The organism is Bizionia argentinensis JUB59 (genome assembly GCF_000224335.1).
Classification (GTDB): Bacteria; Bacteroidota; Bacteroidia; order Flavobacteriales; family Flavobacteriaceae; genus Algorimicrobium; species Algorimicrobium argentinense.
Genome location: NZ_AFXZ01000029.1, coordinates 75,736 through 98,060, shown reverse-complemented (window position 1 = coordinate 98,060; position 22,325 = coordinate 75,736). Strand labels below are relative to the sequence as shown.

20 protein-coding genes are annotated in these 22,325 nt (G+C 35.6%); 5 read left to right on the top strand and 15 right to left on the bottom strand.

Annotation, left to right across the window (positions count from 1 at the left end):
- Window positions 1-37 precede the first annotated feature (37 nt).
- The 12 genes from ftsA to mraZ form a co-directional block, all read right to left on the bottom strand.
- Entirely contained in the window at window positions 38-1,354 is a 1,317-nt protein-coding gene (gene ftsA / locus BZARG_RS08690) for a cell division protein FtsA (RefSeq protein WP_008637262.1), read from the bottom strand.
- A 3-nt stretch (window positions 1,355-1,357) separates the two neighbouring features.
- Window positions 1,358-2,077, bottom strand: a complete 720-nt coding sequence (locus BZARG_RS08685) for a cell division protein FtsQ/DivIB (RefSeq protein WP_008637332.1) — start codon at window positions 2,075-2,077, stop codon at window positions 1,358-1,360.
- Window positions 2,067-3,419, bottom strand: a complete 1,353-nt coding sequence (murC, locus tag BZARG_RS08680) for a UDP-N-acetylmuramate--L-alanine ligase (protein ID WP_008637414.1) — start codon at window positions 3,417-3,419, stop codon at window positions 2,067-2,069. Before murC ends, BZARG_RS08685 begins: the two co-directional genes overlap by 11 nt.
- Window positions 3,416-4,531, bottom strand: coding sequence for an undecaprenyldiphospho-muramoylpentapeptide beta-N-acetylglucosaminyltransferase (gene murG / locus BZARG_RS08675; protein ID WP_008637324.1), 1,116 nt, complete (start codon window positions 4,529-4,531; stop codon window positions 3,416-3,418). Before murG ends, murC begins: the two co-directional genes overlap by 4 nt.
- A gap of 24 nt (window positions 4,532-4,555) precedes the next feature.
- The gene (locus tag BZARG_RS08670) at window positions 4,556-5,749 is read right to left on the bottom strand and encodes an FtsW/RodA/SpoVE family cell cycle protein (RefSeq protein WP_008637285.1); all 1,194 of its coding nucleotides are present in this window, start codon (window positions 5,747-5,749) and stop codon (window positions 4,556-4,558) included.
- A gap of 60 nt (window positions 5,750-5,809) precedes the next feature.
- A complete protein-coding gene (gene murD / locus BZARG_RS08665) occupies window positions 5,810-7,141 on the bottom strand; it encodes a UDP-N-acetylmuramoyl-L-alanine--D-glutamate ligase (RefSeq protein WP_008637292.1) in 1,332 nt (443 codons plus the stop codon).
- Between the two features lie 17 nt (window positions 7,142-7,158).
- Window positions 7,159-8,400 (bottom strand): phospho-N-acetylmuramoyl-pentapeptide-transferase, encoded by a 1,242-nt coding sequence (mraY, locus tag BZARG_RS08660; RefSeq protein ID WP_008637372.1) that lies wholly within the window; start codon window positions 8,398-8,400, stop codon window positions 7,159-7,161.
- Window position 8,401: 1 nt separating this feature from the next.
- Entirely contained in the window at window positions 8,402-9,865 is a 1,464-nt protein-coding gene (locus BZARG_RS08655) for a UDP-N-acetylmuramoyl-L-alanyl-D-glutamate--2,6-diaminopimelate ligase (RefSeq protein ID WP_040288285.1), read from the bottom strand.
- Window positions 9,862-11,814 (bottom strand): penicillin-binding protein, encoded by a 1,953-nt coding sequence (locus BZARG_RS08650; RefSeq protein ID WP_050807296.1) that lies wholly within the window; start codon window positions 11,812-11,814, stop codon window positions 9,862-9,864. Before BZARG_RS08650 ends, BZARG_RS08655 begins: the two co-directional genes overlap by 4 nt.
- Window positions 11,815-11,874: 60 nt before the next feature.
- On the bottom strand, window positions 11,875-12,192 hold the full coding sequence (locus BZARG_RS08645; RefSeq protein WP_008637290.1) for an FtsL-like putative cell division protein: 318 nt from the start codon (window positions 12,190-12,192) through the stop codon (window positions 11,875-11,877).
- 66 nt (window positions 12,193-12,258) lie between these two features.
- Window positions 12,259-13,155, bottom strand: coding sequence for a 16S rRNA (cytosine(1402)-N(4))-methyltransferase RsmH (gene rsmH / locus BZARG_RS08640; RefSeq protein WP_008637260.1), 897 nt, complete (start codon window positions 13,153-13,155; stop codon window positions 12,259-12,261).
- Window positions 13,142-13,612, bottom strand: a complete 471-nt coding sequence (gene mraZ / locus BZARG_RS08635) for a division/cell wall cluster transcriptional repressor MraZ (RefSeq protein ID WP_040288281.1) — start codon at window positions 13,610-13,612, stop codon at window positions 13,142-13,144. Before mraZ ends, rsmH begins: the two co-directional genes overlap by 14 nt.
- Before the next feature lie 294 nt (window positions 13,613-13,906).
- On the opposite strand from mraZ, the gene BZARG_RS08630 reads away from it, so the two are divergent.
- The gene (locus tag BZARG_RS08630; protein ID WP_008637409.1) at window positions 13,907-14,671 is read left to right on the top strand and encodes an alpha/beta fold hydrolase; all 765 of its coding nucleotides are present in this window, start codon (window positions 13,907-13,909) and stop codon (window positions 14,669-14,671) included.
- Between the two features lie 40 nt (window positions 14,672-14,711).
- Complete coding sequence (gene yihA / locus BZARG_RS08625) at window positions 14,712-15,311, top strand: ribosome biogenesis GTP-binding protein YihA/YsxC (RefSeq protein WP_008637411.1); 600 nt, start codon at window positions 14,712-14,714, stop codon at window positions 15,309-15,311.
- A 124-nt stretch (window positions 15,312-15,435) separates the two neighbouring features.
- Here the strand turns inward: yihA and BZARG_RS08620 are convergent, their stop codons facing one another.
- Both BZARG_RS08620 and BZARG_RS08615 read right to left on the bottom strand, forming a co-directional pair.
- Window positions 15,436-16,521, bottom strand: coding sequence for an ABC transporter permease (locus tag BZARG_RS08620; protein ID WP_008637279.1), 1,086 nt, complete (start codon window positions 16,519-16,521; stop codon window positions 15,436-15,438).
- 7 nt (window positions 16,522-16,528) lie between these two features.
- Window positions 16,529-18,685: a carboxy terminal-processing peptidase gene (locus tag BZARG_RS08615; RefSeq protein WP_008637326.1), complete on the bottom strand. Its 2,157-nt coding sequence runs from the start codon at window positions 18,683-18,685 to the stop codon at window positions 16,529-16,531.
- Window positions 18,686-18,838: 153 nt separating this feature from the next.
- On the opposite strand from BZARG_RS08615, the gene surE reads away from it, so the two are divergent.
- The 3 genes from surE to lpxB are packed head-to-tail and all read left to right on the top strand — an operon-like array spanning window position 18,839 to window position 21,009.
- Window positions 18,839-19,615, top strand: coding sequence for a 5'/3'-nucleotidase SurE (gene surE, locus BZARG_RS08610; protein ID WP_008637293.1), 777 nt, complete (start codon window positions 18,839-18,841; stop codon window positions 19,613-19,615).
- Complete coding sequence (locus BZARG_RS08605; protein WP_008637319.1) at window positions 19,608-19,892, top strand: hypothetical protein; 285 nt, start codon at window positions 19,608-19,610, stop codon at window positions 19,890-19,892. Before surE ends, BZARG_RS08605 begins: the two co-directional genes overlap by 8 nt.
- Window position 19,893: 1 nt before the next feature.
- Complete coding sequence (gene lpxB / locus BZARG_RS08600) at window positions 19,894-21,009, top strand: lipid-A-disaccharide synthase (protein WP_008637366.1); 1,116 nt, start codon at window positions 19,894-19,896, stop codon at window positions 21,007-21,009.
- On the opposite strand, the gene BZARG_RS08595 is transcribed toward lpxB, so the two are convergent.
- Entirely contained in the window at window positions 20,999-22,162 is a 1,164-nt protein-coding gene (locus BZARG_RS08595) for a DNA cytosine methyltransferase (RefSeq protein ID WP_008637399.1), read from the bottom strand. The genes lpxB and BZARG_RS08595 overlap by 11 nt on opposite strands.
- Window positions 22,163-22,325 lie beyond the last annotated feature (163 nt).

The following is a 22,325-nucleotide window of genomic DNA, read 5'->3' as shown; positions in this document are numbered from 1 at the left end:
TTATTCTCTTATTATTAATATTTTTCAGGTTCGCCTTTTATTCGGCGTTGTCTAAAAAATCCTTTATTCGCTCCGTAAACTTGTCTAAAAAAGACCGTTTCGGTGGTTTTGGCGGCTCTATAACTTCTTCTTGTTCGTCTTCTGGCTCTGGTTCAATTAACGATTCTTCATAAGCAATTTCCAGTTTTTTACGCTCTTGTCGCTTTAAACCATCCATAACCAGTCCAACTGCCGTTGCATAAAGCGGACTCGTTACTTCATCATCACTGTTACCAGCTAAATGCTCATTTGGAAAACCGATACGTGTATCCATTCCCGTAATATACTCCACCAACTGCTTTAAATGTTTTAATTGTGCGCCTCCACCCGTTAAAACAATACCTGCAATTAGTTTTTTCTTTTGCTCTTCATGTCCGTAATTTTTAATCTCTACATAAACCTGCTCAACAATTTCCACAACGCGTGCATGGATAATTTTTGATAGATTTTTTAAAGTGATTTCTTTCGGCTCCCGACCTCGTAAACCTGGAATGGATACAATTTCGTTTTCCTTATTTTCCCCTGGCCATGCTGAACCAAATTTTATTTTTAATAGTTCCGCTTGCTTCTCAATAATGGAACAACCTTCTTTGATATCTTCCGTGATAACATTCCCTCCGAATGGAATAACAGCTGTATGCCTAATAATACCATCTCTAAAAATGGCTAAATCGGTTGTACCACCACCAATATCGAGTAAAGCGACACCGGCTTCTTTTTCCTCTTGACTTAAAACAGCATTCGCTGACGCCAAAGGCTCTAAAGTGATATTATCTAGATTTAATCCGGCACTTTTTACACAGCGTCCTACATTTCTTATAGACGACACTTGACCAACAACCACATGGAAATTAGCTTCCAAACGGCCGCCATACATTCCAACTGGTTCTTTAATTTCAGCCTGACCATCCACTTTATATTCTTGCGGTAGAACATGAATAATCTCTTCACCAGGAAGCATAACTAACTTATGCACTTGATCTATAAGTCTATCTATGTCCTCATCATCTATAACCAATTCGGCATTGGATCGCGTTATATAATCGCTGTGTTGCAAGCTCCTAATGTGCTGTCCTGCTATTCCTACCGTTACGTTTTCAATTTTAACATCGGCAGCCGTTTCCGCTTCTTGCACCGCAAGTTGAATAGACTGAATAGTCTGCGTAATGTTGTTAACCACACCACGATGCACACCTAGGCTTTTAGACCTTCCAATACCCAAAATCTCTACTTTTCCGTATTCATTTTTACGACCAATCATTGCCACAATTTTTGTGGTTCCGATATCTAATCCTATTGCAATATTTCCTTCCATGTTTTAAGATTTAGTGCATATTACTTGGCTATCAAACTGCAGATTAACCTTACTGTAATTATTCAATAATTTATCTTTAAACGCTTTTTTATAAAACGCTTTTAAGTTATTTACTTTCTTATCTAACTGTGCTAAACTCCCCACATATACTTCAAAAGAGCATTGTCTTAACCGCAGCGATAAACTCTTATCTTCATATTGATGAATACTTGTAACATGCGTGTTCAAAAATTCATCATTTTGAATTTTAACCGCCATATTGTATACGATTTCCAAATCCGTTTTTGAAACGTTTCCAGTTACGAGTGGTACTCTTGCGGCGTAATTTTTTGATAACGGCATATAAAGACCATCATCATCTATATAAAAAGACACCGAATTACTAATTCGGGCTATAGGTTTTTTTTGTTCTACTTCAGCTACTAAATGTCCATTGACTCCTACAAACACTTGCGCTGACTTAATCATTGGATTTGAATTTAGGGCAGATTCCAATAGGTTCAAATCTATGGCTTCTTTAGGGACATTCTGTCCACCTCCTCGATTATGTATTAACAATTTACTAACTGCATCATGCGTAATAAACAGGTTGTCTTCCCCATTAAAATTTATGGTCGGAATACTAACTATACGCTTATTGTTTTTCTTGGAAGAAAACGCAAATAATCCCACCACCATAACAAGCAGCAAAGGTATTTTTATGTAATTCCAATTAATTTTCATGGCGTAATGCTTCTTTTATATGTTTTACTTGTTCACCAATATCACCAGCTCCGATTGTTAAAATAACTTGAGCTCGACTGGCTTTTACTTTATCAATTAATTCGGCTTTTGAAATAAGCAGTTTATTGTCATTCGTAATTTTCTCTAACAACCATTCCGATGAAACGCCTTCAATAGGTTCTTCGCGCGCTGGATAAATATCCAAAAGCATAACTTCATCAAATTTTGATAAACTAGCTGCAAAATCGTCTACAAAATCACGCGTTCTACTGAATAGATGTGGTTGAAAAATAGCCAAAACTTCTTTACCTGGATACATTTCCCGAACCGCTTGATGTACGGCATTTATTTCCTCCGGATGATGTGCATAATCATCTATATAGACCAAATCATCTCGTTTAATATGATATGAAAAACGACGTTTAACCCCTGTATAAGAAGCTAAAGCTTTTACAATTTGATCGTGATTGCAACCGTATTCTACAGCCATTGCTAAAGCAATTAACGCGTTAGATAAATTATGCCGACCAGGTAGGCTGAATTCAATATTTTCAATTAATGCTTTTGGTGTTTTTACATCAAAAATATAGGTGCCATTCTCAATCTTTATATTTTGAGCGGTGTAATCTGAATCATCCTCAATACCATATGTTACACCCGCTATTGATAAGCCATTTTTTACAAATAACGTACCATCTTCTTTTAATTTATGAGCAAAATCATTAAAGGATTTCTCCAATTCTGCAGCATCGCCATAAATATCCAGATGATCAGCATCCATAGATGTAATGCAAGCCATGTTTGGCGAAAGCGTTAAAAATGACCAATCAAATTCATCTGCCTCTACCACCGTTACTTCCGTACCATTTAGAATAAGATTGGAATTATAATTTTCACTAATCCCTCCTAAAAATGCGGTTACAGGAACATCACATACTTTCATTATATGACCTAAAATACTCGTGGTTGTAGTTTTGCCGTGGGTACCTGCCACTGCCAAACAAAATGTGTTTGCGGTAATAACACCCAAAACCTCTGAACGTTTTAAAACACGGTGACCACTATGCATAAAATGAACCAGCTCCTTATGACTCTTTGGAACGGCTGGCGTATAAACCACCAAAGTATTTGTGTTGTTTAATACATAATCTTCTAAATACCTTACAGAATCTTCAAAGTGAACAGGAATACCCGAATCAATTAACGCATCCGTTATCTCGGAAGAGGTTTTATCATAACCAGACACACGCTTGCCATTAGCGTGAAAATATCGGGCGAGCGCACTCATACCGATACCACCAATACCAATAAAATAAACGTTTTTTATAGAGTCTAGATTCATTTATTTGACTTGTTTAATAATAGTTCTACTTCATCTACAATTTGTTTTGTAGCATTTGTTAAGGCTAACTTTTTAATGTTATCGCCTAACTTTTGTTGCTTTTCTGGTGATATAATAAGTTGGGTGAATTTATTTTGAAAATCCACTTCCAAATCACTTTCTTTAATAATTATAGCCGCTTGTGCATCTACAATTGCCTGTGCATTTTTTGCTTGATGATCTTCAGCTACATTTGGTGACGGAATAAATATTACAGGTTTCCCAACAATACATAATTCTGAAACTGAAATAGCACCCGCTCGTGAAATAATAATATCAGCAGCGGCATAAGCACAAGCCATATCATTTATAAATTCGTGAACTTGAATATTTTTAGTGTTATCGTAAATTTTATATTGCTCATAATACAACTTGCCACACTGCCAGATTATCTGAACATTGTGTGTTAGCAAAAAATCAAATTCTTTTTCTATCAATTGATTTATACGTCGCGCCCCTAAACTACCACCTAAAACCAGAATGGTTTTTGTTTCCTTTTCTAATGAAAACATCTTGTACGCATCATCACGTTTTTCAGCAATATGCAACAAATCTGCTCTCACAGGGTTTCCTGTTTTTATAATTTTATCTTTAGGGAAAAAGCGCTCTAAATCATCATAAGCCACGCAAATTTTATCCGCTTTTTTACCTAATAATTTATTGGTAATTCCTGGGTAAGAATTTTGCTCTTGAATTAAACTAGGAATACCTTTTGATGTTGCCATTATTAACAAAGGACCACTTGCAAAACCGCCAGTTCCAATAACAACATCCGGTTTAAAATCTTTTATAATTTTTCGAGACTTCCATAAGCTACTTATTAATTTAAAAGGAAAGCTTAAATTTCTCAATGTTAATTCACGCTGAATTCCCGAAATCCACAAACCTATAATTTTATATCCTGCCTGCGGAACTTTATCCATTTCCATGCGATCTTTAGCGCCCACAAATAAAAAATCGGCATTTGGAAACCGCGACTTCAATTCGTTAGCTATCGCGACAGCCGGATAAATATGTCCACCTGTACCTCCACCGGAAAGAATTATTTTATATGTTTTATTACTATTGATCACTGATATGTTTAAAATTTCTTGTTATTAAATTGCCTCTGTTAATATATCCAAAGGGTTGTCTTCTCGTTGTTCTTTATTGACTATTTCTTCTCTTTTTGCACTAACACTTAATATAATACCAATTGCCAAACATGTCATCCATATAGACGTTCCACCACTACTAATAAGCGGTAAAGTTTGTCCTGTAACAGGAAATAACTGCACGGCGACAGCCATATTTATTAACGCCTGAAACACGATAGGCAAACCAACACCCAACACTACTAATGTTCCAAATATTGTATCTGATTTTTGAGATACGATAACTATTCGAAATAATAAAGCGAGGTAAAAAAATAACAGTATAAAACCGCCAATTAAGCCATATTCCTCCACAATAATGGCGAAAATAAAATCGGAAGAAGACTGTGGTAAAAAGTTCTTTTGAGTACTCTTTCCTGGGCCTACTCCCTGCACGCCTCCAGAAGCGATGGCTATTTTAGCCTTTTCTATTTGATAATCTTCCTCTGTAATAGCATCATCAGTAAAACTCTCCACACGACTCATCCAAGTATCCACTCGGTTTGGCATGGCATCCGGGAAGGCTTTTGCCGTTAACACAAAAAGCGTCAAAGCCACAATACCTAACCCAATAATAACTGCTAAATACCGAACGGGATAACCTCCCAAAAACACCAAAACAACAACCATACAAAACATAATAGCTGCCGTAGAAAAGTTAGCTGGTAATATTAAAACCAGTACAAAAAAAACGGGTGTCCAAAGCGGTAAAATAGATTCTTTAAAAGCGATTACCTTATCCTTGACCCGTGACATATAATGCGCTACATAGACCATCAATACCACAAAGGCAAAAGTGGATGTTTGAAACGAAACACCAACTACAGGTATTTGAATCCAGCGGCTCGTATTAGTTCCAGACCCTGATGAACCTTGCATTAAAGTTATAACCAGTAACATCAATACAACAGGCAGTAATAAAATAGAAATAGCTCTAAAATACCGATAGGGAATTTTATGAACTATAAAAACTATTAAAAAACCTAATAACAAATGCATAAAATGTCCGAAAAATATTGAAAACGTACCTCTTCCAACGCCATTGTAAGCTAAGTTACTAGCTGCGCTGTAAACAGGTAGAAACGAAAATATTGCCAATAGTGCCACTATTGCCCATATTAATCGATCGCCTTTTATATTTTTAAAAACTTGTTGCACGTTTATACTTCTGTATTTTTTAGTTTATGTCAATTCAATTTTGAAATGACCATTTATATTTTATAAATTTCTAACCGCTTCTTTAAATTGACGTCCGCGATCTTCATAGTTTTCAAATAAATCGAAACTAGCACATGCTGGAGATAGTAACACGTTGTCACCAGATTCTGCTATTTTGTATGCGATTTTAACTGCTTCGCTCATGGATTGAGTTTCAACAATGATATCCACCATTGATTCGAAGTTTTCAAATAACTTTTTATTATCAACGCCTAAACAAATAATAGCTTTTACTTTTTCATTTATAAATGGAAAAAGCTCTGCGTAATTATTGCCTTTATCTTCGCCACCAACAATCCAAATTGTAGGTGAACTCATACTCTCTAATGCATAATACGTTGCGTTTACGTTTGTAGCCTTCGAGTCGTTGATATAATTCACTTTATTTATTTTTAACACTTCTTCTAAACGATGCTCAACACCATGAAAATTCTCTAAACTCTCACGAATGGTTTGTTTTCTTATTTTAAGTAAGTGCGCAACCGTAGACGCTGCCATAGCGTTTTTAGTATTGTGCTTCCCTTGTAATGCTATATCCTTTGTTGGCATAATTATCTGATTATTATCTATTGTTATTTTAAGTGTTTCTTTATCTAAATACGCGCCATTTTCTATTGTTTTCACCAGCGAAAACGGCAATAATGTTGATTGAACTGGATTCTTTTTAAGCCAATTTGTAATGACGTCATCGTCGGCATCATAAATCAAATAATCCTCCGATGTTTGATTCATAGCAATTCTGAATTTTGAAGCGATATAGTTATCAAACTCATAATTATATCTATCCAAATGATCCGGTGTAATGTTTAGCAAAACGGCTATATGTGGTTTAAAATCGATACAATTATCTAATTGAAAACTGCTGATTTCTAATACATAGTTTGAAAAATCATTTTCCAAAACTTGTTTCGCGAAGCTATCCCCGATATTACCGGCTAATCCCACCTCCAATTCTTGCTTTAATACGTGATGCATTAATGAAGCGGTCGTAGTTTTACCATTACTTCCCGTTATTCCCACTAAAGTTGCATGCGTATAACGTGATGCAAATTCAATTTCAGAAACAACTAAAACCCCTTGTTCCTTGAGCAGTTTTATTATTGGAACTGTATCCGGAATACCTGGACTTTTAACTACTAAATCAGCATTTAAAATTTGTAATTCCGTATGCTGTTCAGACTCCCATTCAATCTCATTAAGTTTAAGAACGTTTATATATTTATCTTTAATTTTTCCTTTATCTGAAACAAAAACTTCAAAGCCTTTTGCTTTTCCTAAAAGCGCTGCACCCACTCCGCTTTCTCCTCCTCCTAATACGACTAATCGTTTCATATTAATTCGCGCTCGTTTTATCTAATTTTTAAAGTAACGATGGTAATAATAGCTAGTAAAATTCCTATAATCCAAAAACGTGTTACTATTTTACTTTCGTGATATCCCGATTTTTGATAATGGTGATGTAAAGGCGCCATTTTAAAAACCCGTCTACCTTCACCATATTTTTTCTTGGTATATTTAAACCAACTTACCTGCATAACTACGGATAAATTTTCCGCAAGGAAAATTCCACATAATATAGGTATCAACCATTCCTTTCTAACGGCAATTGCAATTACAGCAATAATTCCACCAATAGTTAAACTCCCTGTATCCCCCATAAAAACTTGAGCTGGATAAGTATTGTACCATAAAAACCCAATTAAGGCCCCTACAAAAGCTGCGATGTAAATAGTTATTTCCTCTACGCGCGGTATATACATGATGTTTAGATAATCCGAGAAAATAATATTACCCGAAACCCACGTAAAAATACCGAGTGTTAACACTATAATGGCCGATGTTCCTGCAGCCAGACCATCAATACCATCTGTTAAATTAGCTCCGTTAGAAACGGCAGTAATTATAAAAATAGTTGCCAGAATAAAAATAATCCAAGCATATTTTGCCAAATCAGGACTAATCCATGTGATTAGATCTGCATAATCAAATTCATTTTGTTTTACGAATGGAATGGTAGTCTTGGTAGACTTCTCTTCCATTTTAAAAAGTTGTGACGATTCCACTTTCGGGTTTGCTGTCAATATTTCCTGCTGTTGGGCTTGAGGTAACTTTTCCTTTAAAGTGACATTTGGGTGAAAATATAAGGTTGCACCAACAATAATTCCAAGACCAATTTGACCAAGCACTTTAAAACGCCCTTTTAAACCATCTTTATCATTTTTGAATTTCTTGATATAATCATCAATAAACCCAATAGCTCCCATCCATAATGTGGTGATTATCAGTAAAATGATATATATATTTCCTAACTTCGCAAATAATAAAACAGGAATCAATGTTGCTAGTATAATAATGACACCACCCATTGTAGGCGTGCCCGCTTTTTCAACCTGACCATCTAAACCTAAATCACGAATATTTTCACCTACCTGCTGTTTTTGAAGAAAACGAATAATACGTCGACCAAAAATAGTAGATATTAGCAAAGACAAAATGATTGTCACAGCCGCTCTAAAGGTTATAAAACCAAATAAAGCAGATCCTGGAAAATCGTAGTTCGTGTCTAAATATTCAAATAGGTAAAACAGCATATTATTTTTCTAATTGTTTTAATAATTCTTGTACAATTTTAAGATCATCAAAGTCGATACGCTCGCCATTAATATCTTGATAAGTTTCATGACCTTTACCAGCAATTAAAATAATATCATTAGGATTTGCCATTTGACAAGCTGCCTTAATAGCCTGTTTCCTGTCGGTAATAGAAACTGTTTTTTTATAATTTTGAGGCTCTACGCCCGCTTCCACTTCCTTAACAATCTCATCTGGATTTTCGGTTCTTGGATTATCACTTGTAAAAACCACCTTAGTACTTAAAGCCGAAGCGATATGACCCATTTTTGGTCGTTTAGTTCTATCGCGATCTCCACCACAACCAACAACGGTTATTAGTTCTTCATTTTTAGTTCGGATGCTATTTATGGTTTCTAATACATTTTTCAACGCATCAGGCGTATGTGCATAATCCACAATAGCCGTAATTTTTTCTTTAGAAATTATATACTGAAAACGTCCTGAAACACTTTTTAATTCGCTTATTAAACGTAATATCTCTACTTTTTCTAGACCTAACAATTCGGCAGTCGCATAAATGGCTAAGACATTATAAGCATTGAAACTTCCAATTAGGCGCGTCCAAACTTCACTGTCATTAATTTTAAGCAACAAACCGGTAAATTGATTTTCTAGAATATGCGCTTTATAATCAGCATAACTCTTTAAGGCGTATGTGTGTTTTTTTGCAACGGAATTTTGCAACATCACCATCCCATTTTTATCATCCGCATTTACCACCGCAAAAGCGTCTTTTGAAAGCCCATCGAAAAAAGCCTTTTTCACATCCCGATATTCTGCAAAACTGCTGTGATAATCCAAATGATCATGTGATAAATTAGTGAAAACACCCCCTTTAAAATCTAAACCTTCCGTACGTTTTTGATGAATACCATGCGAGCTCACTTCCATAAAGCAAAACTCTACACCAGCATCATTCATCTGCTTTAAATATTTGTTAATCGTTAACGAATCTGGCGTAGTATGTGATGTTTTAAACTCGTAATCGTCCACCATAATTTTAACGGTAGATAATAGTCCCACTTTATAACCAGCGTTTTTAAATAACTGATACAGTAAGGTTGCAATGGTTGTTTTCCCATTGGTTCCCGTAACACCAACTAATTTCAAATTAGCGGATGGCACACCATAAAAATTGGAAGCCATAATAGCTAAAGCGCTAGAGGTATTGGTAACCTCAACATAAACAACATTTTCGGTAAGTTTATCTGGTGTATTTTCGCAAACTACAGCAGCACAACCCTGATCAATTGCCGTTTGAATAAAATCATGACCGTCTACAACGGTTCCTTTTATTGCAACAAAAACATCATTTTTAGACACTTTTCTTGAATCGAAAACAATATTATTAATGGACACACCTGTACTGCCTACAACTGCAAGTAATGGTACTTTGTATAATATGTCTTTTAAAATCATCATGATGCTTGAATCGTTACGGTTTGATTTCTCTTAATTTTTTCACCTTTAGAAATGGATTGCAATGTCACTTCGCCCACGCCTTTAATACTGACATTTAAGCCCATGTTTTCCAGTAATGCAATGGCATCCATTGCTGGCAGCCCAACCACATTTGGCATAATAGTCAGATAGGTTTGTGCTGTTTTAAAATACGCGTTGTATTCATTGTTAACAGCTATATCATTCACTTCTAAAGTATCGATCTCGTCAATAATGGGTGTATCGGTAAAAATTTTTTGAGCAATACGTTTAAAAACTGGTCCAGAAACATCGGCACCATAATAACCTTTTTTAACACTTGGCTTATGGATAACCACGATGCATGAATACTTTGGATTTTCAGCAGGAAAATATCCAGCAAAAGATGACACATAGCGCGGTCTATCATTCCAATCCTTCATCCAATATTCTGATTTTGCAGTTCCCGTTTTTCCTGCCATCGAAAAATAAGGTGAATACAAGGAGCGTCCGGTTCCACGAACAACTACATTTTTCAAAATTTCTTGAATCTCATTTATTGTTTTATCAGAAGCTATTTTATTATTGATAACATATTTATCGAAAGACTCTATGTTCACATCTAACTCTTTGACTTCTTTAATAAAGCGCGGTTTTAACATAACACCATTATTGGCGATGGCATTGTAAAACGTGAGTGTCTGCAGAGGCGTTAACTCCATATTATAACCATAAGCCATAGACGGCAAAGCATTTTTACTCCAAATTTCATGTCCTGGCGCTGGAATAACAGGTTTTCCTTCTCCTATAATTGGTAACCCTAAAGGCTTATCTAAAGACCAGCTTTTTAGACGATTGATAAATTTTTCTGGATTTTTAGAATAATGCTCATCTATAATAGTTGCAATTCCAATGTTTGAAGACACTTCTAAAATACGGGCTGCAGAAATCTCACCAAAACCACCATGTTTCGAATCAGTTATAGGGCGACCATAAAATGTTTTACGCCCTCTTTTTGTATCGACAATAGTGGATGTATCGATTACTTTATCCTCCAAAGCCGCCATTAAAGCCATAACTTTAAATGTTGAGCCTGGCTCATGAGACTCACCAACGGCATAATTTAATTTCTCATAATAACCTCCACTTTTCGTGCGACCTAGATTTGAAATTGCGCGGATTTCGCCAGTTGCCACTTCCATAACAACAACAGAACCATGCTCGGCTTGATAATATTCCAATTGCTGCAATAAGGCATGATGCGCTATGTCTTGAATATTTACGCTTAAAGTCGTGTAGACATCGTAACCATCTTTAGGCTCTATTTGATTATAGTCCGCAATTGGCTTCCATTGTCCTTTTCCTATTTTTTGTTTTAAACGACGACCATCTGTTCCTCGTAAGTATTTTTCACCAAAAGCGCCATCAATTCCAGCACGTGTAACATGGCCAGCATCGTCAAAACGCTCATAACCAATGGAGCGTTGTGCAATTTCACCTAAAGGGTGTTCTCTTTTAGTAGTTTGTTCAACAATTAATCCGCCTTTAAAAGCGCCAAGATTTAACAATGGAAAATTACGAATACGTACATAATCAGAATAACCAATATCCCGCGCTAGCAAATAATATCTATTCTTATTAGCCCGAGCTTTTCGGATTTCCTTTTGATAATAACCTGATGATTTTCCAGAATATTTAGATAAAGAATCGCTTAAAGGCTTTAGAAACTCCTCAAGTCTGGCCGAAGTTGGCGTCATAGCGTCTATACGAATATCATATTTTGGCACAGAAGTAGCTAACAAGTTTCCATTAGCAGAATACACATTACCGCGATTTGCTGGAATAACAACATTACTAATATTGCGTTCCTCCGCCATGTTGCGGTACTCTTCTCCATGAAGCACCTGAATACTTAAAAGCTTAAACACGACTGCCATGGCGAAGATGAACATACATCCTGCCACAAAATATAATCGGTTTAATATGTTCTTTTCGTTTGTTGCCAACCTGAACTACCTTTGAGATTTAACTTTAATTTTTGTTGGTGGAATTTCAGAAATTGCTAACCCCCTTCTTTCCATTTTCAATTCTACCACGGTTTCTTTTTTTAATTCCGTTAAACGTTTTCTACCATCCACAAAAGCAGACCTTAACTCTTTTGCTTCATTATTAATGCGTGCTATTTGATGCACTTTTTTATCAGCACTATGTGAACTAGCAATCATAACAATTGCTAGAACGGACACAAACAGAATCATCAGCCAGCTTTTTGGCGCATCTTCGTTTACCAAAAATGCTCCTTTAAATATGTTAGAAACCTCCTTTTTCATTGTAAAACCCTGATTAAATCGGAACTATTATCTTTATTCATTATGCCAGCAAAAAAACGCTGATTGTTATAATTTTTTAGCTATTCGAAGTTTAGCACTTCTAGCTCTGCTATTTCGTTTTATTTCTTCTCGGGAAGGCACTATTAAACCGCCAACCTTTTTCATTGGCACTTCAAAATTACCGTATATATCACGTTCTGGTTCGCCTTCAAATAGACCATTTCTTATAAAACGTTTAACTAACCTATCCTCTAAAGAGTGATAAGAAATAACACTTAACCTACCACCAACCACTAACGTTTCTGGCGATTGTAGCAAAAATGCTTTTAACACTTCAATTTCTTGATTCACTTCAATACGGATGGCTTGATAAATTTGTGCCAAAACCTTATTTTCTTTCTGATGTTGCAAAAATGATTTTAAAGCCAACTTTAACTGATCACTTGTTTTAATAGGCTCTATTTTCCGTTGCTCAACAATAGCGCTTGCCATTGCTGCAGCTTGCCGCAACTCCCCGTACTGCCAAAGCACTTGCTTAAGCCGCTCTTCATCATAATCATTCACAACATTATAAGCCGATAATTCACTTTTCTGATTCATCCGCATATCTAAATCCGCTTCAAATCTGGTAGAAAAACCACGTTCAGCTACATCAAATTGATGTGATGACACGCCAAAATCAGCCAAAATGCCATCTACTTCTTTCACACCATAAAATCGTAAAAAACGTTTCATAAACTGAAAATTCTCATGAATTAGCGTAAACCGCTCATCATCAATCGTGTTTTCAAGCGCATCTGGATCCTGATCGAAAGCAAAAAGTTTTCCATTTTTCCCCAGTCGTTTTAATATCTCTTTACTGTGCCCACCACCACCAAAGGTGACATCCACGTATACACCGTCCTCTTTTATATTTAAACCATCAACGGTTTCTTTCAGCAAAACCGGGTTATGATATTCCATAGTCGTCATCGTCTTGTCCCATTACTTCTTCAGCTAAATCTGCAAAGTCTCCTGTTGCATCATCGATAGCTTGTTCATATTTATCTTTATCCCAAATTTCTACAATGTTAATAGCACTAGACACTACAATTTCTTTTGAAATGTCTGCAAAAGCCACCAAATCCTTCGGGATTAACAATCGCCCAGTGGCATCCACTTCTATTATTTTAACCCCCGCAGTAAAGCGTCGGATAAAATCATTGTTCTTTTTTTTGAATCGATTCAACTTATTCATTCTCTGCATAAGCAACTCCCATTCTGCCATTGGATACAATTCCAAACACGGCTGAAAAACAGCACGTTTTAGAACAAAGCCATTTTGCAAAATAGGCAACAACTGCTTTTTCAACCCAGAAGGCAACATAAGTCGTCCTTTTGTGTCTACTTTACATTCGTATGTTCCTATTAATGAGCTCAAAGCAGTATGTGTTGATTATCGGGTTTGAGTTTCAAAGATATTGAAAAAATTACCACCTTTTACCACATTATACCACTTTGTTGATAATTATTCAAATATCTAGCCCTTAATCGGCACTTAAGAAGCGACACAACACCTTTAATCGTTGCGAATCAGCAGATTAAATCGTTAAAAACTTTAACGATTTCAAATTGTTCATATCTTGGTTAGAAATCAGGCGTGGCACTTTTAAGAAAAGTGGATATATTGTCAATGATTTACCTATATTTGTTTGAAGAAAAGACCAACCAATTAATGGCGCATAGATTAAAAAAAGAAAAAAGTTACCGCTATATAGAAGTAGGGGAAGGCAAACCTATCATTGTTTTACATGGACTAATGGGCGGATTAAGCAATTTTGACGCTGTTACAAGTTACTTTAGCCAGAAAGGCTATCGTGTAATTATTCCAGAGTTACCAATCTATACGATGTCACTTTTAAAGACAAATGTAAAAAGTTTTGCCAAGTATCTTTATGACTTCATAGAATATAAAGAACTTGACGACGTCATTTTATTGGGAAATTCCCTTGGGGGTCATATTGGCCTATACCACACCAAACTTTATCCAGAAAAAATTAAAGCTTTGATTATTACTGGAAGTTCAGGACTTTATGAAAGTGCCATGGGCGGAAGCTACCCTAAACGAAGCGACTACGAGGTTATCAAGAAAAAAGCGCAAGATGTTTTTTACGATCCTGAAGTGGCTACCAAAGAGATTGTAGATGAAGTTTACGAAACTGTAAACGACAGAAACAAACTGATAAAAACACTAGCCATAGCCAAAAGCGCTATTCGTCACAATATGGCTAAAGATTTACCCAACATGACAACGCCAACTTGCATTATCTGGGGGAAAAATGATACAGTTACACCACCGGAAGTTGGTGTAGAATTTGATAAACTTTTACCAGATTCCGAATTATTTTGGATCGACAAATGCGGTCATGCCGCCATGATGGAACATCCCGATGAATTTAACACCATTCTTAATGGTTGGTTAACAAAACGCGGACTGTAACAACACTAATATTTTAACCCTAAAATTCAGGGAAATAGCTATGGAAATTAAATCGGCAGAATTTGTAATGAGTAATTCTGATGTTACTAAATGTCCTAAAGACCTACTTCCAGAGTATGCTTTTATTGGACGAAGTAATGTTGGAAAATCATCATTAATTAATATGATTACTAACCGAAAAAGTTTAGCTAAAACGTCTGGAAGACCAGGGAAAACACAGCTTATAAATCACTTTTTAATTAATAAAACCTGGCATTTAGTCGATTTGCCTGGCTACGGTTATGCGCGTGTTTCTAAAAGTTCTAAAAAAACATTTCAAAAATTTATTACCGATTATTTCAACCAGCGTGAGCAAATGGTTTCAGCCTTTGTTTTGGTGGATATTCGACATAAACCTCAACCTATAGATTTAGAGTTTATGGCTTGGATGGGTGAAAACGATATTCCTTTTTCAATTATTTTCACCAAAGCCGATAAGTTAAAACCGCAAGCTATATTAAATCATGTTGCGGACTATAGTGCCGTTATGATGGAAACTTGGGAGGATATGCCTAATTACTTTATCACATCCTCATCCAAAGAAATGGGTAAAGATGAACTTCTGAATTATATTCATGAAGTAAACGAAAATATGGAATGATAAAACTCCGTTTAGCTTTACTTTAATACTCTTTTTTTTTAGAGAACGTAAAGGAAGAAAGTTTATATTTTCAGAAACGAACAGAGCAACGAATTAAACTTCCCTCTATTATTTATACAGACCATTAAGATTTCACATCTAAAGCGTCACGTAATGCATTTCCCATAAGCATAAACGCCATAACCAGACTCATGATGCAAAATCCTGGTATTAAGGCTAAATAAGGCTTTCCTAGAATGATATAGTTATAATGATCCTTGATCATGGCTCCCCAGCTCGCCATAGGTGGTTGCGCGCCAATTCCGAGGAAACTTAAACCACTTTCAATTAGAATAGCTGCTGCAAAATTAGCTGCCGAAATAACAATGACAGGCGCCATAATATTCGGTAAAATATGTTTGGTAATAATACGAAAATCATTAAAACCCAAAGCACGTGCGGCAGTAACATACTGCATTTCTTTTACACCCATAACTTGACCACGGACTACACGAGCCACTTCCACCCACATAGTTAATCCTACCGCAATAAATACTTGCCAAAAGCCTTTTCCTAGCGCTAGCGTAATAGCAATTACCAATAATAAGGTTGGTATGGACCAAGAAACATTTATAAACCACATGATAATAGCATCCACACGACCACCAAAATAACCTGCTACACTTCCCATAAAAATGCCAATAACTAGGGATATAAAAACCGCTATAAAGCCAATAAAAAAGGATATTCTAGCGCCAACCAAGGTTCGACTTAATAAATCGCGACCATATTTATCGGTTCCAAAAAGAAAGGTTTTATTTGAAATTAAATCGGATTCAGAAACACCACTCATATTCAATGATTTGCTCATTCCTTCCAAACCATCAGAGGCATATTCTGTATAAGTTAACATGTTACCCTCTATAGAATACTGACTAATAGGAATTTCGGTATCTTGAGTTTTTTTTCCAAAAAATACTTGTGAAAAGATAGATTGCTCCACTTCTGATTTCTGTGAAATGGTTAATATTTCAATTGTAAAACCCGGTTTTTTAGAGTGAATAGATAAATGCATTTGATTGGCGTATTCCGAATTATCGGGCGCAACCACGTATGCGAAAATGGAAATAAGTCCAACAAAGACAATAAATCCAAAACTAAAAACGCCCCAGAAATCTTTTTTAAATTTCTGGAGCGCTAATTGACTTAATGAGTTAGATTTCTGACTCATAAATTACTTATTCCTTAACATTTGCAAATTTACTCACGTTATAAGATCTTTTTAGGTCTTTTAAAACATGTAATGCTTCCTCTACATAAACATCCTTACTTAAGCTTTCATGCCAGCGAATACGCTTCTCTTTTAAAATGGTATCCTGCTCAAAAAGTTTTTGCTCATATGGCAACGACTCATATGTTAAGTTAGTTTGGTATTCACTTATTTTATCAAAGGTTTTAGATATTGTTTCATTTTCCTCCAATTGCGATTTATAATCTTCATAATTTAATGGATACGTTTTTTCGTCCATGCGCTCTCTCACCCACTTGGCATTATTATCAATTAGCTTAAGTTGTTCATTACCTATAATGCGCCTCTTACTAATTTCAATAGTAGAATCGTAATCGAAATAACCATCCCATAATTTAAAATCGGCTGCATCAATCTCATCCCAAACCAATGGGTTTTTCTGATCTTTTTCGCCTATATCAATATAACTAAAACGGTCTGGAACAATTACATCACTTTTAACACCTTCTAATTGTACAGAGCCACCATTAATTCTATAATATTTCTGTCTGGTTACTTTTAACGCACCTAAATCACCTTCCTGATTATTTCTAACCATATCGTTCAAGTCGTAAAAAGATTGTACGGTTCCTTTTCCATAGGTTTGCTTACTACCAATAATAATAGCACGCTTATAATCTTGCATTGCAGCCGCCATAATTTCTGAAGCTGATGCCGAAAATTCATTAACTAAAATAACCAGTGGTCCATCCCAATCGATAGATTTATCCGTATCATTTAATACTTCCTTTGAAGCATTTGTGGAGCGTACTTGAACAATTGGACCATCTTTAATAAACAAACCAGCCATTTCTACAACCGTTTGTAACGAGCCACCTCCATTGTTTCGTAGATCTAAAACTAAACCTTCCATACCGAGTTCCTTTAAACGGTTAATTTCTCTTTTAACATCGGTAGCAGCATTTAATTTTTTATAATCTTCAAAGTCTGCGTAAAATTTTGGTAGGTTAATGATACCAAAGCTATTATCTCCTTTCTTAACAAAAGCTGATTTAGCATGTGTTTCTTCAATTTCTACCACATCACGGGTTATTTTAATAACTTTAGTAGTACCGTCTACTTTTCTAACCGTAAGATAAACGCTCGTACCTTTAGGACCTTTTATTAATTTTATGGCATCGTCAATACGCATTCCTGTAATAGTTACCGGTTCCCTTTCGCCTTGTTGGCGTACTCGTACAATTATATCACCAACTTCCAATTCTTTACCACGCCATGCTGGACCTCCGGAAATTAATTCCAAAATTTTAGTATTGTCATTTCGTTTTTGCAAACGCGCGCCAATACCTTCCAGTTTCCCAGCCATCCCTTGGTTAAAAGCCTCCTTATCTTGTGGTGCAAAATAGCTCGTATGAGGATCAAATTCTTGAGCGATTGCATTTATATAAAACACAAACCAATCATCACGAGCCATGTCATCAATATAATCATTATAATAAATATTAATAGTTTTCAAGGTTGCATCACGTGCATCCTTTTCAATCTCTATCAAGGTTTTTTTAGCTATAAGATCAATCTTTAATGAATCGGCTTTTGCGTTCAAATCTTCACGATTTTCTTGCTCCTTCGTCAAGTCATCATAACTCGCCAAGTTCGTATACTTTAAACGTTGTCTCCATCGATCTGTTAGCTCGCGCTTATTTTTTACATAATCCATTGATTCATAATCCGCATTATAAGTTTCGTTTTTCGTATAATCGAACGGTTTAGCTAAAATTTCTTGATATATTGCTTTAGCTTCTTCAATTCGTTGTACCAATCGACTGTGCGTTAACGTAAAGAATGAAATATCATAAGCTTTTAACTGATCGTCTAGTTCGGTTTTGTATTTCGAAAACTCATCAATATCCGATTTGTAGAAGTATTGCTTCAATGGATCTATCTGATCCAAGTAATCCGCATAAACTTTAGACGAAAAGTTATCGTCTATAGCTTTAGGATCAAAATGACCGCGTTCTAAAACGTAAGTTATTACTTGAATAAGTAACTTATCTTTATCCGGGTCTTCAAATGTTTTTGTTGTAAAGCTACAAGAAGCAAAAGCAAGCAAGAGCAATAGCACTAATATGTTATAGTTCCTTTTCATAAGTCTTAAAAAAAGCATAGTATATTTTTCACTAAATTAACGAAAAAACCATGCCAAATTAATCAAAAGCTATTAATTTTTTGTTAAACCAGATAAATTCAGTCTTTACGCATGATTTTATGTATTTTAGCACCCTAAATTAACGGAATTAAAATGACAAATAGACCACTTATTTTAGTAACTAATGATGATGGTATAACTGCCCCTGGCGTTCGCGCTTTAATTGATGCTGTAAAAGAGCTAGGCGACATTGTTGTTGTGGCACCCGATAGTCCACAAAGTGCTATGGGTCATGCTATCACACTAAATTCGACTCTACATTTGGAGCGCGTAGCTATTGATGATTCTGGCAGAACTGAATACAGTTGTTCTGGCACACCGGCCGATTGTGTAAAAATAGCCGTTAAAGAAATTATAGGTAGAAGTCCAGATATCTGCGTGTCTGGCATAAATCACGGATCCAATTCTTCCATAAATGTTATATATTCTGGAACTATGAGCGCTGCTCTGGAAGCTGGTATTGAAGGCATTCCAGCAATAGGATTTTCACTTTTAGACTATAATTACAACGCCGATTTCACCGCGGCCAAAACAATAGCAACCAAAATAACGAAAGAAGTTTTAAAAAATGGCCTACCAAAAGGCGTGGTGTTGAATGTTAATATTCCAAATCTTCCAGAAAAGGATATTAAAGGAATTAAGATTTGCAGACAAGCTAATGCAAATTGGCAAGAGGAATTTGATAAACGTCAAACACCACAAGGTAAGGACTACTATTGGTTATCGGGGAAGTTTGTCAATTTAGATAAAGGAGAAGATACCGACGAATGGGCTTTAGAAAATGGATTCGTTTCCATTGTTCCCGTTCAGTTCGATTTAACAGCGCACCATTACGTTCAGCAATTAAATACATGGAATTTTAATGATTAAGAAAGAAGTTTTAACTGGGTTTTTAGTTGGCTTAATTGCCAATGCTATTGGACTTTATTTAGCAACCATACTTTTAGGAAATAATAATGATTTTATAATTGCCTTAAAAAGTGCTGCTGCTGAAGGTGTATTAGGTAAACTAATCAGCCTGGGTGCAATTTTGAATCTTCTAGCTTTCTTTGTTTTTATAAAGAAAAAACAGGATTACCGAGCACGTGGCGTATTATTAGCTACAATTATTATTGCCATATCAACATTTCTTTTTAAATTTATATAGTATGAAATATTATATAATTGCAGGCGAGGCTTCGGGCGATTTACATGGCTCCAACTTGATGAAAGCATTAAAAAATGAAGATCCATATGCTGAATTTCGGTTTTGGGGAGGAGATTTAATGCAGGAAGTTGGTGGCGAATTAGTAAAACACTACAAGGAACGTTCGTTTATGGGCTTTTCTGAAGTGATTTTGAATCTCTCTTCTATTTTTAGAGATATTGATTTATGCAAATCCGATATCACCGAATACCAACCAGACGTTATTATTTTTATTGACAATTCGGGTTTTAATTTACGTATTGCCAAATGGGCAAGACAGCAAGATTTCAAAACTAATTATTATATATCGCCACAAGTTTGGGCGTCGCGAGCAGGTCGTGTAAAAGCTATTAAGCGGGATATTGACCACATGTATGTTATTTTGCCATTTGTAGAAACGTTTTATAACACACATAATGTTAAAGTGAATTTTGTTGGACATCCACTAATTGATGCTATTTCTGGTCGCGATCAAGTTGATGAAGCATCCTTTAGGGCAGAGCATGAATTAAGCCAAAAACCGATTATTGCTTTATTACCAGGAAGCAGAAAGCAGGAAATATCTAAAATGCTTTCCGTTATGTTAAGCTTAGTTTCCGATTATCCAGCTTACCAATTTGTAATTGCTGGAGCGCCAAGTCAAGATTATGATTTCTACAAGCAATTTATTAAAAATTCGAACGTGCATTTTATTTCTAATAAAACGTATGATTTATTGAGCGTGTCTTATGCCGCGCTAGTAACTTCGGGCACAGCTACACTGGAAGCGGCGCTATTTAAAGTACCAGAAGTAGTTTGCTACAAAGGCAGCTGGCTATCCTACCAAATAGGCAAGCGATTGATAAAGCATATAAGTTACATTTCATTGGTCAATCTAATAATGGACAAAGAAGTGGTTACGGAATTAATTCAAGATGATTTTAATCGCAAAAACCTAAAAGTCGAATTAGATAAAATTCTAGAAAAAAAATCTAGAAGCAATATGTTTTTAGAATATTATGAACTAGAAAAAAGATTAGGAGGAAAAGGTGCTAGCAAAAAAACGGCACAGTTAATTTACAAATCCCTTACTGCGTAACTTTTAAACTTTCGAATAGTTTTTTGTTTAAACTTTCTGTTCCCATTAGGGTTTCTTGCAAAGCTTTTGCAATAGCGTAACCCAACAACGGTGGAACAGCATTTCCTATTTGCTGATATTGACTTAAGCCTTTTTCCCAACTCATTTTAGTTCGCATACCTTGAAAAATAAAATTATCGGGGAAGGACTGAAGCCTTGCTCCTTCGCGAGCTGTGAAGTTTCTATGCAAAAAAGGATGAATAAAATTACTTTGAAAAGAGGCTGCTATTGTTGGTGCAGGCTTGTTGGCACGCAAGCGTTGATTGTTTTGTGAAAACACAACTTTCGATTTCTCTTTAGGATTCCCTCGTTTTACAGCTCCGTATTCTTGTGAAACATGCGCTAATGATTCGCCTGCTTTAATTACTTGAAACCGATTAATTAATCGTTGGGTATGGCGCATGGCAATATGATTATAAACTTTTTGATTTTCCTGTCTTATAAATTCTTGGAAATTATTTTCGGGGTCAGTTTCGTACATCATTTTCTCATCGCCTTCAGATGCTTTTATTTGAGGTAAATCGGAAATAGCCTCCCAAACGGTTACTGGATTTTCATAGGTTTTGTTAGGGAATAGCGGTTGCTTTTCTAAATCTTTTCGAATGCCAATCATAATAACGCGGTGCCTGTTTTGCGGCACTCCATAATCCGAAGCCAATAAAACTTTATAATCTACTTGATAACCTATACCAGCATTTTCAAACTCTTCTTTCATTAATTTGATCACTTCACCTTTTTGCATGGATAACAAACCACGCACATTTTCCATAACAAAAGCCTTCGGTTGTAAATCGGTTACAACGCGAACAAATTCATAAAAAAGCTCATTTCTAGGATCAGATTTTACTTTATTCCTGTTTTTATTGGCCAATGAAAACCCTTGACATGGTGGCCCACCAATAACCACATCGGGTGTTCTAGAAATAATACTCTTTATTTCAGCTGTAGAAATATCCCTTAAATCATTTCTAATAAATGGCACATTTGGGAAGTTATGAGTGTATGTTTTTTCGCAGTTTTCATCCACATCACTAGCTAAAAGCGTATTAAAACCAGCCCATTTAAAGCCTAGAGCTAATCCGCCACAACCCGAGAACAAATCTACTACCTGCATATTAAAATATTACAATTAAAAGCTAAAAGTAACCGTTTTATAATTGATGACCAACCAAGTTTTTAAGATGTTTCTACTTTTTATTACAAAAATTTGTATTTTGGGGTATGCAAAAAAGCTTCTTAATCATATTATGTTTACTGTGTTTTTCGGCTTGTAAGTC